The 14741-nt window shown below is 73.5% G+C and carries 16 protein-coding genes; 15 read left to right on the top strand and 1 reads right to left on the bottom strand.

The window, feature by feature from the left end; all coding sequences use genetic code 11:
• Positions 1-121: 121 nt before the first annotated feature.
• From KBX46_RS00345 to KBX46_RS00300, 10 genes are all read left to right on the top strand, one after another.
• Entirely contained in the window at positions 122-460 is a 339-nt protein-coding gene (locus KBX46_RS00345; protein ID WP_088948360.1) for a TcmI family type II polyketide cyclase, read from the top strand.
• Positions 457-2235 carry an acetyl-CoA carboxylase carboxyltransferase subunit alpha gene (locus KBX46_RS00340; RefSeq protein WP_210789515.1) on the top strand — a complete coding sequence of 593 codons (1779 nt, stop codon included), beginning with the start codon at positions 457-459 and terminating at the stop codon, positions 2233-2235. Before KBX46_RS00345 ends, KBX46_RS00340 begins: the two co-directional genes overlap by 4 nt.
• Complete coding sequence (gene accB / locus KBX46_RS00335) at positions 2232-2765, top strand: acetyl-CoA carboxylase biotin carboxyl carrier protein (RefSeq protein ID WP_210789512.1); 534 nt, start codon at positions 2232-2234, stop codon at positions 2763-2765. The genes KBX46_RS00340 and accB overlap by 4 nt, the downstream gene beginning before the upstream one ends.
• A 19-nt stretch (positions 2766-2784) precedes the next feature.
• The gene (locus KBX46_RS00330; RefSeq protein WP_210789509.1) at positions 2785-4227 is read left to right on the top strand and encodes an acetyl/propionyl/methylcrotonyl-CoA carboxylase subunit alpha; all 1443 of its coding nucleotides are present in this window, start codon (positions 2785-2787) and stop codon (positions 4225-4227) included.
• Positions 4224-4979 carry an SRPBCC family protein gene (locus KBX46_RS00325; RefSeq protein ID WP_088948356.1) on the top strand — a complete coding sequence of 252 codons (756 nt, stop codon included), beginning with the start codon at positions 4224-4226 and terminating at the stop codon, positions 4977-4979. Before KBX46_RS00330 ends, KBX46_RS00325 begins: the two co-directional genes overlap by 4 nt.
• Positions 4972-5376 carry a cupin domain-containing protein gene (locus KBX46_RS00320; protein ID WP_088948355.1) on the top strand — a complete coding sequence of 135 codons (405 nt, stop codon included), beginning with the start codon at positions 4972-4974 and terminating at the stop codon, positions 5374-5376. The genes KBX46_RS00325 and KBX46_RS00320 overlap by 8 nt, the downstream gene beginning before the upstream one ends.
• Entirely contained in the window at positions 5373-6647 is a 1275-nt protein-coding gene (locus KBX46_RS00315; protein WP_210789506.1) for a beta-ketoacyl synthase, read from the top strand. Before KBX46_RS00320 ends, KBX46_RS00315 begins: the two co-directional genes overlap by 4 nt.
• Before the next feature lie 38 nt (positions 6648-6685).
• On the top strand, positions 6686-7936 hold the full coding sequence (locus tag KBX46_RS00310) for a beta-ketoacyl synthase N-terminal-like domain-containing protein (protein WP_210790776.1): 1251 nt from the start codon (positions 6686-6688) through the stop codon (positions 7934-7936).
• A complete protein-coding gene (locus KBX46_RS00305; RefSeq protein ID WP_088948353.1) occupies positions 7933-8250 on the top strand; it encodes an antibiotic biosynthesis monooxygenase in 318 nt (105 codons plus the stop codon). Before KBX46_RS00310 ends, KBX46_RS00305 begins: the two co-directional genes overlap by 4 nt.
• 666 nt (positions 8251-8916) lie before the next feature.
• Positions 8917-10266 (top strand): class I adenylate-forming enzyme family protein, encoded by a 1350-nt coding sequence (locus KBX46_RS00300; RefSeq protein WP_210789504.1) that lies wholly within the window; start codon positions 8917-8919, stop codon positions 10264-10266.
• Here the strand turns inward: KBX46_RS00300 and KBX46_RS00295 are convergent.
• On the bottom strand, positions 10161-10916 hold the full coding sequence (locus KBX46_RS00295; RefSeq protein WP_210789501.1) for a 4'-phosphopantetheinyl transferase superfamily protein: 756 nt from the start codon (positions 10914-10916) through the stop codon (positions 10161-10163). The two genes, KBX46_RS00300 and KBX46_RS00295, sit on opposite strands and share 106 nt — an antisense overlap.
• Positions 10917-10931: 15 nt before the next feature.
• Between KBX46_RS00295 and KBX46_RS00290 the strand changes: the two genes are divergently transcribed.
• The 5 genes from KBX46_RS00290 to KBX46_RS00270 all read left to right on the top strand — a co-directional run bounded on the left by KBX46_RS00290 (position 10932) and on the right by KBX46_RS00270 (position 14730).
• Positions 10932-11198 carry an acyl carrier protein gene (locus KBX46_RS00290; protein ID WP_088948350.1) on the top strand — a complete coding sequence of 89 codons (267 nt, stop codon included), beginning with the start codon at positions 10932-10934 and terminating at the stop codon, positions 11196-11198.
• Positions 11198-11443, top strand: coding sequence for a hypothetical protein (locus tag KBX46_RS00285; protein ID WP_088948349.1), 246 nt, complete (start codon positions 11198-11200; stop codon positions 11441-11443). Before KBX46_RS00290 ends, KBX46_RS00285 begins: the two co-directional genes overlap by 1 nt.
• Positions 11436-12545 carry a beta-ketoacyl synthase gene (locus tag KBX46_RS00280; RefSeq protein ID WP_210789499.1) on the top strand — a complete coding sequence of 370 codons (1110 nt, stop codon included), beginning with the start codon at positions 11436-11438 and terminating at the stop codon, positions 12543-12545. Before KBX46_RS00285 ends, KBX46_RS00280 begins: the two co-directional genes overlap by 8 nt.
• An 80-nt stretch (positions 12546-12625) precedes the next feature.
• Positions 12626-13117 carry a beta-ketoacyl synthase chain length factor gene (locus KBX46_RS00275; RefSeq protein ID WP_210790774.1) on the top strand — a complete coding sequence of 164 codons (492 nt, stop codon included), beginning with the start codon at positions 12626-12628 and terminating at the stop codon, positions 13115-13117.
• Positions 13114-14730: a class I adenylate-forming enzyme family protein gene (locus KBX46_RS00270; RefSeq protein ID WP_210789497.1), complete on the top strand. Its 1617-nt coding sequence runs from the start codon at positions 13114-13116 to the stop codon at positions 14728-14730. Before KBX46_RS00275 ends, KBX46_RS00270 begins: the two co-directional genes overlap by 4 nt.
• Positions 14731-14741 lie beyond the last annotated feature (11 nt).

The following is a 14741-nucleotide window of genomic DNA, read 5'->3' as shown; positions in this document are numbered from 1 at the left end:
TAGCTGATCATCCCTTCACGGTGACGCCGCCGTGACGAGGATTGCCGCATCGTGTGGGCAGTCGTCCAGCGCGTCCGGGGGCGACCCGTCGCCGGCCGGACGCCGTGGGGGGAGGCCCAGTATGGACCGATCGCTGATCGTCGCGAAGGTGGATCCGACCGCCGAGGAGCGGGTCGCCGAGATCTTCGCCGAGTCGGACGCTACGGAGCTGCCGCGCCTGGTCGGCGTCCGGCACCGTTCGCTGTACCGCCTGCACGACCTCTACGTGCACCTGCTCGAAACCGAGCAGCCGGCGGAGGGTGCGGTGGAGTCCGCCCGTGGCCACCCCGAGTTCATCCGGGTCAGCGACCGCCTGCGCCCGTACGTCTCGCCGTACCTGCCGACCTGGCGTTCGCCGCGCGACGCCATGGCGCAGTGCTTCTACCGCTTCGACGCCCCGGACCCCGGACGGCGGTCGTGACGGCCATCGCGCGCCGCGAGGAGCAGCTCTGGTCCCGCTGCGCGGGCTGCGCGAGCCTGCTCTACCGCAAACGGTTGCGCCGCAACCTGGACGTCTGCCCCGAGTGCGGGGAGCACGCCCGACTCGGCGCACCGGAACGGCTGCGCCAACTCGTCGACCCGGGATCGTTGCGCCCCCTGTCCGACCTGCTGCCGGAGGCGGACCCGATCGACTTCGTCGACGTGCTGCCGTACCCGCACCGGCTCACCGCCGCGCGGGCCAGCACCGGCCTGGCCGAGGCGGTCGTCTGTGCCACGGCCACCATCGGCGGGCACCCGGTCGCCCTGGCCGTGATGGACTTCCGTTTCCTCGGTGGCAGCCTGGGCTGCGCGGTGGGTGAGCTGATCACCCGGACCGCCGAGCGGGCGCTGGACGACCGCATCCCGCTCGTCCTGGTCACCGCCTCGGGCGGGGCGCGGATGCAGGAGGGCGCGCTGTCGTTGATGCAGATGGCCACCGTCAGCCAGGCGATCGCCGCGCTGCGGGAAGCGGGTCTGCTCACCGTGAGCGTCCTCACCGATCCGACCTACGGCGGGGTGGCCGCGTCGTTCGCCACCAACACCGACCTGGTGCTCGCCGAGAGCGGCGCGCGGATGGGCTTCGCCGGCCCCCGGGTGATTCGTCAGGTCACCGGTCGGGCGCTGCCGGAGGGTTTCCAGACCGCCGACTTCCTGCTCCGGCACGGACAGGTCGACATGGTGGTGCAGCGTCGGTCGCTGCGCGGGCGGCTGGTGGCGCTGCTGGCCGCGACCCGCGCCGGCCGTGCGGCCCGTGCCGGCCACCCGCCCGTACCCCGGCAGGAGCCGGCGTCGCGCCACGAGCGCCTCGCCGACGACGATGCCGCCCTGGCGCGGCCAGCGGGCCCGGCGGCGGCCGTGGCGCCGTCACCCACTCCGGGGGCGGGCCAGACGCCGGCGGTACGCGACGCCTGGGACACCGTCCGGATGGCGCGTCACCCCGCTCGACCGACCACACTGGACTACCTCGACTCGGTCTTCGACGGGTTCGTGGAACTGCACGGTGACCGCCTCGGCGGTGACTGCCCGGCCATCGTGGGCGGTGTGGCCCGGCTGGCCGGCCGGCACGTCATGGTCATCGGCCACCAGAAGGGGCACACCACCGCCGAACTGGTCGCCCGCAACTTCGGCATGGCCAGCCCGGCCGGGCACCGCAAGGCGTTGCGGCTGATGCGCCTGGCCGCCCGGCTCGGCCTGCCCGTGGTGACTCTCGTGGACACCCCCGGCGCCGACCCGGGCGTGAGCGCCGAGGAGCAGGGCCAGGCAGCGGCCATCGCGGAGAACATCCTGACCCTCACCGTGCTGCCCACTCCTGTGCTGGCGGTCATCACGGGAGAGGGCGGCAGCGGCGGCGCCCTGGCGTTGGCGGTCGCCGACCGGGTGCTGATGCTGGAGAACGCCGTCTACTCGGTGATCAGCCCCGAGGGCTGCGCGGCCATCCTCTGGCCGGACCGGTCCGCGGCGCCGCAGGCCGCTCGCGCGCTGCGACTGACCGCGCCCGACCTGTGCCGGCTCGGCGTGGTCGACGAGGTCGTGCCGGAGCCGTCGGCCGCCGCGCACGACGACCCGGCGGAGACCGCCCACCGGTTGCGGGCCGCCCTGCTGGCCAACCTGCTGCCGCTGCTGGACGTGCCACCCGCCATGCTGGTCCGCCTCCGTCGGCAGCGCTTCCGACGGTTCGGGACGACCCGTGGTGTCAACCGGGCAGGTGTCCGGTGACCGCCGGCGACGGGTCGGTGTCGACAGTCGAGGCGCCCGACGACACCGAGGTGGGCGGCGAGGAGGCACTGGCCGGGCTGCGCCGGCAGGCACAGCACCTGATCGCCGAGCTGGCCGGCCCTGTGCGCCGGGTCCGGCTGCGCAGCGGGCCGGCGGTGCTCGAAATCGAATGGCACCCCGAAGAGGCGACCCGACCGGACGTACTCCCTGCTCCGGTTCAGGCGGCGGCGCTGCCGGTCGCGCCGGCACCCGGCCCACCGGCGGCGCTGATCCGGCCGTCGGTGCCCGGGCGCGCCGTGGTGCGGGCGCCGATCGTCGGCACCTTCTACCGCTCCCCGGAGCCCGGCGCGAGGCCGTTCGTCGCGGTGGGTGACCTGGTCCGCCCGGGCCAGCCGGTCGCCATCGTCGAGGCGATGAAGCTGATGAACGAGGTGACCGCCGACCGCGCCGGCCGGGTGGTCGCGGTCCTCGTCGAGGACGGCCAGCCGGTGGAGTACGACCAGCCGCTGGTCGAACTGGACCCGGCATGACGGCGCGGGGTTGTTGACCATGTTCGAGACCGTCCTGATCGCCAACCGGGGCGAGATCGCGCTGCGGGTGCTGCGCGCCTGCAAGGAGTTGGGCGTACGGACGGCGGTGGTCTACTCCGCCGCGGACGCCGACTCGGCGGCGGTCCGACTCGCCGACCAGGCCATCCGGATCGGGCCGGCGTCGAGCCGACGCAGCTACCTCAACGCCGCGGCGATAGTGGAGGCGGCCCGGCAGGTGGGCGCGCAGGCCGTGCACCCGGGCTACGGGTTCCTGTCCGAGGACGCCGACTTTGCCGAGATCTGCGCGGACAACGGGTTGGTCTTCATCGGCCCGCCGCCGGCGGTGATGGCCGCATTGGCCGACAAGTCGTCGGCGCGGGCGCTGATGAGCCGCGCCGGTCTGCCCCTGTCGCCGGGCAGCATCGCGCCGGTGCCGAACGCCGCAGCCGCGGCCGAGGTGGCCGAGGCGGTCGGTTACCCGGTGATCGTGAAGGCCGCCGCCGGGGGTGGTGGCCGGGGGATGACGGTGGTGCACACCCCGGGCGAGCTGCGTCGGGCCTACACCCGGACCCGGGCCGCCGCCCAGGCCGCCTTCGGCGACGACCGGGTGTACGTCGAGCGGTACCTCACCGAGGCGCGGCACGTGGAGGTGCAGGTTCTCTGCGACTCCCACGGCAACGGCGTGCACCTGGGCACCCGGGACTGTTCGGTGCAACGCCGGCACCAGAAGCTGGTGGAGGAGGCACCCGCCCCGGCACTGCCCGCCGCCGTTCTTGACACCATCGCCGAGACGGCGCTGCGGGGTGCCCTTGAGGTCGGCTTCGTCGGTGCCGGCACGTTGGAGTTCCTGGTCGACGCCGAGGAACGGTTCCACTTCCTGGAGATCAACTGCCGGATCCAGGTGGAGCATCCGGTCACCGAGATGGTCACCGGGATCGACCTGGTGCACGAGCAGCTGCACATCGCCGCCGGGGTGCCGCTGCGCTGGCGGCAGGAGGAGATCCGCCTGCACGGTGTCGCTGTGGAGTGCCGGGTCAACACCGAGGACCCCGAGCGCGGTTTCGCTCCCACTCCCGGCCGCTTGGAGCGTTTCACCCCACCCGGTGGACCGTTCACCCGGGTGGACACCCACGCCAGCGCCGGCTACCTGGTCGGCCCCTGGTACGACTCGCTGCTGGCGAAGGTGATCGTCTGGGCGCCCGACCGGGAGCTGGCCCTCAACCGGCTGGAGCGCGCCCTCGACGAGTTCGACATCGCGGGGCCGGGCGTGCACACCACCATCCCGTTCGTCCGGCGGGTGCTCGACGACGCCGCATTCCGCAAGGGCCGCTACACCACGGGCCTGGTCGACCGTCTGCTCGGCGTGCCCGGTGCCGCGCCCGCGCAACGGCCGACGGCCACCCCCGCCCCGCGCCCCGCGCCCGCCGCAAAGCCCGACGCAACCCACAGGAGGACCCGATGACCGTCACCCATGGTCGCCCGATGACCGCCGAGATCACCGACATCCTGGTGGCGCACTGCGGGCTGGACGCCGACGCCGCGGCCCGGGCGCCCGCCGCGTCGCTGGAGGAGCTGGGCATGGACTCCCTCGCCCTGCTGGAACTCTCCGCGGTCGTCGCCGACCGGTGGCAGGTGACCATTCCCGAGCAGGCCGGGCAGCTCAGCATTCCGGCGGTGGCCGACCTGGTCACCCGCCGCGCCGACCCACCCGGGCACACCGAGAACAGCGTGGTCCTCGACGCGCCGCTCGCGCTGGTCTGGGAGGTCACCAACGACGTGGCGAACTGGACGGAGCTGTTCACCGAGTACGCGGTGGTGGAGATCCTGCACCGCGACGGGCACACGGTGCGGTTCCGGCTCACCATGTACCCCGACGAGAACGGGGTGTCGTGGAGCTGGGTCAGTGAGCGCACCGCCGACCCGGTGAGCCGCCAGGTGCGGGCACACCGGGTGGAGACCGGGCCGTTCGAGTACATGCGCATCCACTGGCGCTACACCGAGGAGGCCGGCGGCACCCGGATGACCTGGACGCAGGACTTCGCGATGAAGCCGACCGCACCTGTCGACAACGCCGGGATGACCGAGCGGATCAACACCAACAGCGTCATCCAACTCGCAGTGATCAAGGACCGGGTGGAGCGGATCGCCCGGCAGCGCGCCGACCAGGGTCGCCCGGCGGCCACCGACGAGACGACGGAGGCCGACGATGAGTGACCTGAGCACCCGGCCGATCGCCGCCCGGGACGTACCTGCCGACCGGCGTCGCGGCGGTGAGCTGCGGGTGCTGCTCGGCCCCCGCACCGTCGGCAGCACCTCGGGCTTCCTCGGGGTGGCCGCGCTCGCGCCGGGGGAGCGGATCGCCGAGCACTACCACCCGTACAGCGAGGAGTTCCTGTACGTGGTGCGTGGCGCGATCACCGTCGACCTGGACGACCAGCCGACGCTCCTGGCCGCCGGGGAGGGACTGTTCGTCCCGGTGAACGTGCGGCACCGACTGCGCAACACCGGCGTCGAACCGGCCGAGGTGGTCTTCCACCTGGGCCCGCTCGCCCCCCGCCCCGAGTTGGGGCACGTCGACACCGAGTTGGTCGAGCAGCGGGGCGGGTCATGACCGGTCGTCGCACTGTGGTGACCGGCGTCGGGGTGGTCGCTCCGGGCGGCGCGAGCCGGGATCGCTTCTGGAAGACCATCACCGAGGGGCGGACCGCCACCCGGCGGATCAGCTTCTTCGACCCGTCGCCGTTCCGGTCCCAGATCGCGGCGGAGTGCGACTTCGACCCGGTCGCGGCGGGGCTCACCGAGGCGGAGCGACGCCGGTCCGACCGGTACGTGCAGTTCGCGCTGGCCTGCGCCGCGGAGGCGGTCGCTGACGCCCAGTTGGTGCTGACCGACGCCGAGCGGAACCGGGCGGGGGTGGTGCTGGGCACCGCCGTGGGCGGGACGATGGCGCTGGAACAGGAGTACGTCACGGTCAGCGAGCACGGCAGCCGCTGGTTGGTCGACGCGGCGCGCGGCGGCCCGTACCTCTATCAGGCCTTGGTGCCCAGCAGCCTCGCCGCCGACGTGGCCTGCCGGTACGGGCTGCACGGCCCGGCGCAGGTCGTGTCGACAGGGTGTACCTCCGGCATCGACGCGATCGGCTACGCCCACCAGATGATCGTGGACGGTGAGGCGGACGTGATGCTGGCCGGGGCTGCCGACTCGCCGATCTCGCCGGTCACCGTCGCCTCGTTCGACGCGATCAAGGCGACCAGCCCGGACAACGACGACCCGGCGCACGCCTCCCGCCCGTTCGACGCCGACCGGCACGGGTTCGTGCTGGCCGAGGGTGGGGCGGTGCTGGTGCTGGAGGAGGCCGGGCACGCGCTGCGACGAGGGGCGCACATCTACTGCGAGGTGTCCGGCTATTCCAGCCGCAGCAACGGCTTCCACATGACCGGGCTACGCCCCGACGGGCTGGAGATGGGCCTGGCCGTCACCGACGCGCTCAAGCAGGGCAGGACCCTGCCCGAGCAGGTCTCCTACATCAGCGCGCACGGCTCGGGCACGCGGCAGAACGACAGGCACGAGACGGCCGCGTTCAAGCGGGCGCTGGGCCAGGCCGCGTACCGGGTGCCGATCAGCTCGATCAAGTCGATGGTCGGGCACTCGCTCGGCGCGATCGGGTCGATCGAGATGGCCGCGTGCGCGTTGGCCATCGAGTTCGGCGTGGTGCCCCCGACGGCGAACTGGAGCACCAGGGACCCAGAGTGCGACCTGGACTACGTGCCGAACGAGGCGCGGGAGGTCCCGGTGGACGTGGCCCTCTCGGTGGGCAGCGGGTTCGGCGGCTTCCAGTCGGCGATGGTGTTCCGCCGCCTGCCCGGAACGGTGGCGGCGTGAGCACCGCGCAGCACCGGGGCGCCCCACACCGCGACGGCGTGAGCACCGCCCGCGCGGTGGTGACCGGCATCGGTGTGGTGGCGCCCAGCGGCATCGGCGCGGACGCCCACTGGCGTACGGTGCTGGCCGGCACCCGCCGGACCGGGCCGATCACGCTGTTCGACCCGTCCGGCTACCCGACCCGATTCGGCGGGGAGGTGCCCGGCTTCACCGCCGACTCCTACGCGGACAGCCGACAACTGGTGCAGACCGACCGGTGGACGCACCTCGGCTTCGCCGCCACCCGGCTGGCGTTGGCCGACGCCGGGCTGCCCGAGCGGGCCCCCGACCCGTACGGCTACGCGGTGACCCTGGCCAGCTCGTCGGGAGGCAACCTGTTCGGCCAGCGGGAGCTGCAACGGTTGTGGGGCGGGTCGTCGCGGACGGTCGGGGCGTACCAGTCGATCGCCTGGTTCTACGCGGCGAGCGTCGGGCAGCTCTCCATCCACCACCAGTTCAAGGGCCCGAGCGGGGTGTTGGTCGCGGAGGCGGCCGGCGGGCTGGACAGCCTCGCGCACGCGGCCCGCGCGGTGCGCCGGGGCACTCCGGTCGTGATCGCCGGGGCCACCGAGTGCCCGCTGAGCCCGTACGCGCTGGCCTGCCAGTTGCGCTCCGGGCTGCTCAGCGACGTCGCCGACCCGGAGCGGGCGTACCGGCCGTTCGACGCCACGGCCAGCGGCTACCTGCCGGCGGAGGGGGGAGCGGTGTTCGTGGTGGAGGAGTTGGGGCACGCGCTGGCCCGGGGAGCCCGGGTCTACGGCGAGGTGAGCGGTTGGGGCTCCACCCACGACGCCGCGCACACCACGGCGGACAGTGCCGGCGATCCGGCGCAGTACGCGCGGGCGATGCGGCTGGCCCTGGACCGGGCGGGCGTCGCGGCGGCCGGGGTGGACGTGGTGCTGCCCGACGCGCTCGGTGTGCCCCGCTACGACCGCAGCGAGGCCGAGGCGCTGCGGGCGGTGTTCGCCGACCGGCCGCCTCCGGTGACCACCCAGAAGTCGCTGACCGGGCGGGCGTACCAGGGCGGCTCGGCGTTGGACGTGGCGACCGCGCTGCTCGCCTTCGCGCACGACACGCTGCCGGCGTCGGCGGGCCCGGACGACGTGGCCGACGGGTGCGAGCTGGACTTCCTGCGGGAGCACCGCCGGCCGCGCAGCAGGCTCGCGCTGGTGTGCGCGCGGGGCTTCGACGGGTTCAACAGCGCGCTGGTCCTGCGGGGTGCCGCACCGATGAGGGGAGAGGCGTCATGAGTGAGCAGCGGGCCCGGGTGGTCTTTCTGGTGCGGGTGCCGGTGCCGCGCACCGAGCAGTTCCTCGCTGCGTACGAGCAGGTGCGGCATCTGGTGGCCGGCGGCGTGCCCGGGCACCTGGTCGACCAGGTGTGCCGCTCGTCGACCGACCCGGAGCAGTGGTTGATCACCAGCGAGTGGGCGAGTCTGGCCGACTTCGAGAGCTGGGAACGCAGCCCGGAACACCGGGACCTGGTGCGCCCGATGCGGGAGTGCTTCACCGACGCCCGCTCGCTGCGGTTCCACATCCACGCGCAGACGCCGGCGCTCGCCTGACGGCCCTCGGGCCGCCGAGATGGTCGCGCTCACCTGTGCCAGCCGGCGTATCTGGACGGCTCGATGAGCGGAGGCGTTGGTGCGTCCAATGATCTGACCGTGCCGACGACGTCGGTAGCGGCGTGACGGAGAGCTGGCAGGGTAGATCTTGGACAGTTTCCGTTACGGGGTAACGGAAACTGTCCAAGATTGTCAGCTGTCGCGGGTGAGGCGGCGTGTGCGGCGGTAGTCGCCGGCAAGAGCGGCAGGCTGGTGTCATGTCCCCGCCCACCGTGAGGGCTCCCGGCCCGTATCCTCATCGCCGAGATCGCCCACAGCGGCCGCGCAGCCACCAGCGTGGCGCGACTCGCAACCCTCGTCGGGCTCACCCGGGGGGCACCATCGGCCGTCCGGATGGGGCCGCACGACGGTTGTACGAGGGGTCATCCCACGGTGACGATCTGCCGAGGCACGCGCCTGATCCTGCCCGTCGAACGGGCTGTCGGCAATCCGGCTGGCCGCCTCTTTTGATCCAGCCATTTGCATCTAGCAATGGCCGCGCGGGGCGTCGTATGGTTCCCCGCAGCACCCCGACAAGCGTACGTCATGGGCATATTTGCCCTATTTCATGCTGGGCGGTGAACGGCAGTGACGACAGAAGATCCTACGGCGACCGACCCAGGATGGGTGGACGAAGTCCTGTTCGCCGGCCGCCCGACAGACATTTGTCTCCGTTTGCCCGAGCCGATCGACCGCGCCACCCTGCACCGGCTGGTCACCGCCGCGCAGGACCGTCTCGTCGCGGCCGGACTGCGCCCCGGTGGCGCTGCCGCGCTGCGGTTGCCGCCGTCACTGGCGTACGTGGTGAACCTCCTGGCGACCTGGCGCGCCGGGGCGCAGGCGATCCTGCTCGACCACCGACTGACCGATCACGAGGTGGACCGCGCGCTGGTCCGGCTCACCCCGCAGGTGGTCGTCGCGCCGGTCCGCAGCGGCGGCGGCGCGCTGCGGATCTTCGTCGACGTCACCGAGGGCGTCTCCCGGTACGCCGACGGCCCGGCGGTCAGTGGCCACGCCGTGATCCAGCTCAGCTCCGGCTCCACCGGACCGTCCAAGGTGATCGGCCGCACTGCCGCCGACCTGGTTGCCGAGGTGCACCGCTACACCCGGATCGACGGGATGGCACTGCCCGGCGAACGGATCATCCTGCTGCCCTCGATGGTGCACGTGCTCGGCCTGGTCGGCGGCCTGCTCTACGGCCTGCACGCCGGGGTCGAGCTGGTGCCACCGGAGCGGCTCAGCGGCGACGCCGTGCTGGCCGCGATCAGCGCCGGCGCGACGCCCGCCACCGTGCTGGGCGTGCCGTTCCACATCGGACTGCTCGCCTCCACCCGACCCACCGGTCCGCTGCCGCAGCTCAAGCGGATGACCACCGGCGGCGAGCTGGTGCCGGCCGCGGTCGCCCAGGCGTTCACCGACCGGTACGGCGTGCCGCTGGGCAACATGTACGGGATGACCGAGGTCGGTGTGATCGGCACCGACCTGCACGGATCGCACCGACCGTCGATCGTCCCGGCGCCCGGCATCGAGGTCCGCGAGACCAACGGCGAGCTGTGGGTGTCCTGCCCGGCGTCGCCGTACGTGGGGCTGAGCGACCCGACCCGCTGGGCCGACGGCTGGCTGCACACCCGCGACGCCGGCACCGTCGACCCCGCCACCGGCCTGGTCACCGTGCGCGGCCGACTCGACTCGCAGGTTTCCGTGGGCGGGATGAAGGTCGACCTGACCGAGGTGGAGGCGACAGTCGCCGAGCTGCCCGGGGTCACCGCGGCGGTGGTCGTGTGGGACGACGGCATCACCGCGTACGTCCAACCCGACGGCCCGCTGTCGGAGGAGACGCTGGACAAGCTCCTCACCGAGCGGTTGGCCGGCTACAAGCGGCCCAGGGTGCTGCACCTGCTCGACCAGTTGCCCCGCACCACCACCGGCAAGCTGGTCCGCTCGACCGACGCGCTGCGCACGGCGGCCACCCCGTGACCGGGCCGCTGCACCACCTCGACGGCACCGTGACCGGTCGGCTGCACCACCTCGACGTCGACCTGCCCGGTGGCGTGCACCGCGACCGCCAGGACGAGGTCACCGCCCAACTCCGGGTGGCCGACCCACAGGGTCTCGGCACCGGGCACCGGTCGCCACGGCAGCCCCGGGGGCGGCATCTCCCGGCGCAGTCCGCCGCCGCGCAGGCCCTGCCCGAGCGCCTTGCCGACCGCCTCCTTCGCAGTCCACAGCCGCAGGAAGTCCACCGCCCGGCCAGCTTCGGGCCGATCGGCCAACCAGGTCAGCTCGGCGGGCGGGAACCAGCGGCGGGCCAGCGCGAGCGCGGGCAGCGGGCGCACCCGCTCCACGTCCACGCCGATTGCGCCGGCACGGCGGGCGGCGACCACCACCAGCCCGGCGGTGCGGCTGACGCTGACCGGCAACCCGACCGACCCGGCCGGGTCATCGCTGGCCCGGACGAGCGGCCGCCCACCCGGGCCGTACGTCAGCACCAACTCGGCCCTCGGGCGGTCCAGCAGCAGGCGTCCCGCCTGGCACAGCAGCTCAGCGGCCGGATCCGGCTGACCGCCGGTATCCCGACCGACCCACACGTAGGCGGTGTCCCGACCGGACGCCGTCAGCTGACCCACGCAGAGAGGGTATCCATGAGAGCCGAGGTCCGCGCCTTCGTCGTCGAGCAGCTCGCCGACATGAACTACGACGTCGAGGGGCTCGACGACGACACGACGCTCGGCCCCGCCGGCGTCGACCTGGAGTCGCTCGCCCTGGCCGACCTGTCCGTCCGGGTCGAGGACCGGTACGGCGTGACGTTCGCCGACGACGAGTCGGAGCAGTTGGCCCTGATGACGGTCGGCGAGTTCACCACCATGGTCGCCAACCGGGTGACCGAGGCGACGAGCGACAAAGCCTGATGGACGGTCAGCCCGACCTGGGGCGAGCTGACCTGCTGACGATGCTCGCCGAACTCACCACGAAACCGGCCGCCGAGGTGCCCGACCGGATCGGCTCGATGGAGCTGGCCTGGCTGGTGCACCTCGTCGAGCAACGCTTCGACCGCCAGCTCGACCTCACCGACGACGAGCTGGCCGGCATCCGCACCGTCGACGACGCCCTGGCGGTGTTCCGGGCGTCGCTGACCACCCCCGCAGATGGCTGAGCCGCGCGTCACCCAGCTCACCGGCGTACACGCGGTCAGTGCCCTTGGTCGGGGCGCCGAGGCGCAGCTCGCCGGCGTGCTGGCCGGGGTGCCGGCGTTCGGCGCGGTACGCCGCTTCGACACCGCCGCCCGCCGGGTCACCGTGGCGGCAACCCTGCCCGAGGTCGGTTCGCTCGGCGACGAGTTGGCCGCCGCGATCGAGGCGGCGTGCCGCGCGGCCGGCCTGGCCGGTGCGCAGCGCGAGCAGTGCGCTCTGCTGCTCGCCGTGCACGGCGGACCGGCACCGGGAGCGGGCCCCACCCCGGGTGCGCTCGCCGCCCAGCTCGCCGCGGAGTGTGGGCTCTCGGGGCACACCCGGGTCTACACCAGCGCCTGCGTGTCGGCGAGCACAGCGGTGGCCGACGCGGCGACCCTGATCGCCCGGGGTGACGTCGACCGGGTGGTGGTCGCCGCCGGTTACCTGGTGGAGCCGGACCAGTTCGCGTTGTTCGACGCCGGCCGGGCCCTCGCGGTGGACGGGGCGGTCCGCCCGTTCAGCGCCCACCGACGCGGGCTGCTGCTCGGCGACGGCGTGGCCGCGGTGGTGCTGGAATCCAGCGCCGGGCGGCGGCGGGGCGTCGAGCCACTGGCCACCGTGGTGGGCTGGGGGCGGGCCGGGGACGCGTTCCATCCGTGCCAGCCGGACCCGACCGGCGCCGGCCTGGCCCGTGCGGTCGACGCCGCGCTGCGCCGGGCCGGGCTGCCGCCGCAGGCCGTCGGTTACGTCAACGCCAACGCCACCGGCACCCCACAGAGTGACGCCGCCGAGGCGGCAGCCCTGCGCAGGGTTCTCGGCGCGCACGCCGCGCAGGTCCCGGTCAGCTCCACGAAGGCGGTGCACGGGCACGCCCTGGAGGCGTCCGGGTTGCTCGAACTGGTGGTCACCGCGCTCGCGCTGCGGCAGGGCGAACTGCCGGTCAACGCCGGCTGGCTGGCCCCGGACGAGGCGTGCCCCCTGGACGTCATCAGGGACCACCCTCGCCGGACGACCACGACGCACGCGCTGACCCTCAACGCGGCGTTCGGCGGCGCGAACACCGCCCTCCTGGTCGGCGCGCCATGACCGGGCGGTCGTCCACCGTCCGCCCCGACGAACCCGAGACGGCACCCGTCGTTGCGGGGTCGGCGGAGCGGGGGACGAGGGTGTTGGCGCAGGCGCGGTGGCCCGAGGCGGGCGACGACGGGCCGGCACCGGGAGTCCCCGGGTTCGTGTCCTCGCAGTTCGCGCCGGTCGTGGCGGCGGTGGCGGAGCGGTGTCTGGGGCGCGGGTACGGGGTTGCCGGCGTGCCCCCGGGGAGGCGGACCGCGATCGTGCTGGTCAGCGCCAGTGGCGACCGCACCAGCGCGGGGCACGTACGGGCGACTGTGGAGGCCGGCGGGCGGATCGGCCCACTGTTCTTCTTCCAGTCGGTGCCCAACAGCGTCGCCGGGCACCTCGCGGCCCGCTGGGGCCTGCGCGGCCCGGTGGTCTGCCTGAGCCCGACCGGTGACCCGTACGCCGACGGCACCGCCGAGGCGGACCTGCTGCGGTACGACGGCGACGCCGACGAGGTGTTGCTGATCCTGATCGAACAGGCGCCCGACGCGTCGACCGAGGCGGTCGCGGTGCTGCTGGGGGGAGAAGGACGACCATGAGGACACGAGGACTGCGGGGCGCGTTGGCCGCCGACACCGAGGTGGGCGCGGGTAACGTCCTGGCCCGGGTGCTTGCACACGGCGCCGACCCGGACGGCCCCGGGTTGACCTTCGACACGGCCGTCGACGGGCACCCGGCCGAGGAGCCGCTCACGTTAGGTCGGCTCGACGAGCGCGTCGCCGCTCGTGCGGCCTGGCTGCACGAGCGCGGGGTACGTCCCCGCGACCCGGTCGCCGTCTGGGCCACCGCCGCCGCCGACATGGTGCTCAGTTTCCTGGCGCTGGCCCGCCTCGGGGCGATTCCGGCGCTGATGAACGGCAAGCTCCGTCCGGAGATCGCCGCCGAGTACATCCGTCGGCTGCGGGGCGTCGGTGTGCTCGCCGACGACGCGCACACCGCGCTGCTGGCCGGGCACGATCTGGGCGTACCCCTGCTCGGCACCCCCGCGCAGGCCGGTACGGGTGACCCGTCCGCCGCCCCTGCGCACTACCGGCACCACCCAGACGACCCGATCGTGATCACCCACACCTCCGGCACGACCGGGGTGCCCAAGGCGGTGCTGCACTCGCACGCCAGCCTCTTCGCCGCGACCCGGCACCTGCTCACCATGCCCCAGGCGCAGGGCACCACCCGGATCCTCAACGCGCTGCCCGCCCCGCACACCGCCACCGTGCTGATGGTCAACCAGGCGCTGGGCAACTCCGCGCAGATGCTGCTGCTGTCCGAACAGGACGGTGAGCGGGTGCTCGACGCGATCCAACGTTGGCACCCCGACGGCGTGTTCGGCTTCTCGGTCACCTGGGCCGAGCTGGCCCGCTTCGACCTGTCCGGGTACGACCTGGACTCGGTGCGGCTGTGGTTCAACACCGGCGACTGCTCGCACGAGCCGCACATCCGGCGGCTGGTCGCGGTCGGCTCCCGGGACACGGTCACCCGCGACGGCGTGGTGCGGGTGCCCGGCTCGGTCTTCATCGACGGGCTGGGCTCCAGCGAGATGGGGCACTCGATGTTCCACATCACCCACCGCGCCGACACCGACCGGTACGGCCGCTGCATCGGCCGCCCGTACCAGTTCACCAGGGTCGCGGTGCTCGACGCCGACGGCGAACCGGTGCCGACCGGCGAGGTGGGTTTCCTGGGCGTCGACTCGCCGTCGCTGTTCCGTGGCTACTGGAACGACTCGGTCACCACGTACCGGTTCCGTCAGCGCGGCTGGTACCTGACCGGCGACCTGGTCCGCACCGACGCCGAGGGGCGCTACTACCACCTGGACCGGGCGGTGGACTCGGTCGACGCCGGTGACGGCCGACGCCTGTTCACCGCGTTGTCCGAGGAGCGCATCCTGGCCGCCTGCCCGGACGTCACCGACTGCACTGTGGTGATCGTCGCCGAGGCCGACGGTGTGGTCACCGACGTGCTGCTGGAGTTGGCCGCCGGCGCCGACGAGGCCGAGGACCGCACCGAACGGGTCCGCGCCGCACTGGGCGCGGACGTCGGCGGCACGCTGCGCCGGGTCGTGCCGGTGCGCTCCGCGGACATCCCGGTCACGGTGACCGGCAAGGTCCGCAAGGTGGTCCTGCGCGAGCGCTACCTCACCGAGGCGGCGTCATGAGCGAGCGAATC

The organism is Micromonospora sp. C81 (assembly GCF_018070425.1).
Classification (GTDB): Bacteria; Actinomycetota; Actinomycetes; order Mycobacteriales; family Micromonosporaceae; genus Micromonospora; species Micromonospora zamorensis.
The sequence above is the reverse complement of the archived record's forward strand: the minus strand, read 5'-3'. Positions and strand labels throughout refer to the sequence as shown.

What these genes read in the sequence shown, in the direction of transcription:
- KBX46_RS00285 (WP_088948349.1), top strand. Translation starts at nt 11,198, where the DNA reads ATGGACGGTCAGCCCGACCTGGGGCGAGCTGACCTGCTGACGATGCTC.
- KBX46_RS00330 (WP_210789509.1), top strand. Translation starts at nt 2,785, where the DNA reads ATGTTCGAGACCGTCCTGATCGCCAACCGGGGCGAGATCGCGCTGCGG.
- KBX46_RS00320 (WP_088948355.1), top strand. Translation starts at nt 4,972, where the DNA reads ATGAGTGACCTGAGCACCCGGCCGATCGCCGCCCGGGACGTACCTGCC.
- KBX46_RS00290 (WP_088948350.1), top strand. Translation starts at nt 10,932, where the DNA reads ATGAGAGCCGAGGTCCGCGCCTTCGTCGTCGAGCAGCTCGCCGACATG.
- KBX46_RS00325 (WP_088948356.1), top strand. Translation starts at nt 4,224, where the DNA reads ATGACCGTCACCCATGGTCGCCCGATGACCGCCGAGATCACCGACATC.
- KBX46_RS00345 (WP_088948360.1), top strand. Translation starts at nt 122, where the DNA reads ATGGACCGATCGCTGATCGTCGCGAAGGTGGATCCGACCGCCGAGGAG.
- KBX46_RS00315 (WP_210789506.1), top strand. Translation starts at nt 5,373, where the DNA reads ATGACCGGTCGTCGCACTGTGGTGACCGGCGTCGGGGTGGTCGCTCCG.
- KBX46_RS00280 (WP_210789499.1), top strand. Translation starts at nt 11,436, where the DNA reads ATGGCTGAGCCGCGCGTCACCCAGCTCACCGGCGTACACGCGGTCAGT.
- KBX46_RS00305 (WP_088948353.1), top strand. Translation starts at nt 7,933, where the DNA reads ATGAGTGAGCAGCGGGCCCGGGTGGTCTTTCTGGTGCGGGTGCCGGTG.
- KBX46_RS00270 (WP_210789497.1), top strand. Translation starts at nt 13,114, where the DNA reads ATGAGGACACGAGGACTGCGGGGCGCGTTGGCCGCCGACACCGAGGTG.